The organism is Altererythrobacter sp. (genome assembly GCF_050299635.1).
GTDB lineage: Bacteria > Pseudomonadota > Alphaproteobacteria > Sphingomonadales > Sphingomonadaceae > Erythrobacter.
This window is the reverse complement of sequence record NZ_JBNKWF010000089.1, coordinates 1-522: the sequence shown is the minus strand read 5'-3', so window position 1 is coordinate 522 and position 522 is coordinate 1. Positions and strand designations below refer to the sequence as shown.

The 522-nt window shown below is 61.5% G+C and carries 1 protein-coding gene; it reads left to right on the top strand.

The genetic code is table 11. The annotated features are described in order from the left end of the window. Nucleotides 1-522, top strand: a 522-nt coding sequence (locus ACQY6C_RS14980; RefSeq protein WP_427970090.1) for an amidohydrolase family protein, incomplete at both ends; no start/stop codon positions are given.

The following is a 522-nucleotide window of genomic DNA, read 5'->3' as shown; positions in this document are numbered from 1 at the left end:
AACCAAGACCAACCATGGGCCGAGGCAGTTGCAATCAAGGGCAACAAGGTCGTCTACGTTGGTGATGACGCCGGCGCGGACGCATTCGTTGGCAACGGTACGGAGTCGATCAACCTCGGCGGGAAGATGATGCTGCCCGGCTTCGTCGAAGGCCATTTCCACACCACGACGCAAGGCATCATCCTGCACGGCCCCGACCTGCAGACCGACTCGATGGAGGAACTGCTGGCCAAGCTTAAGAAGTACGCCGACGACAACCCCGACCTCAAGTTCATCAACGGCTGGGGCGTCCGCCCCAACACCTACGGCCCGGGTGAGCCGACCGCGGCAATGCTCGACGCGATCGTCCCCGATCGGCCGGTCTATCTCTGGCAGGTCGATGGTCATTCCGCCTGGGTCAACAGCAAGGCTCTGGAACTCGCCGGTGTCACCAAGGATACAGCGGATCCTGACGGTGGTACGTATGTGAAGGATGCAAACGGCGAACTGACCGGGATTATCCAGGGCTCGCCGGCCCACATC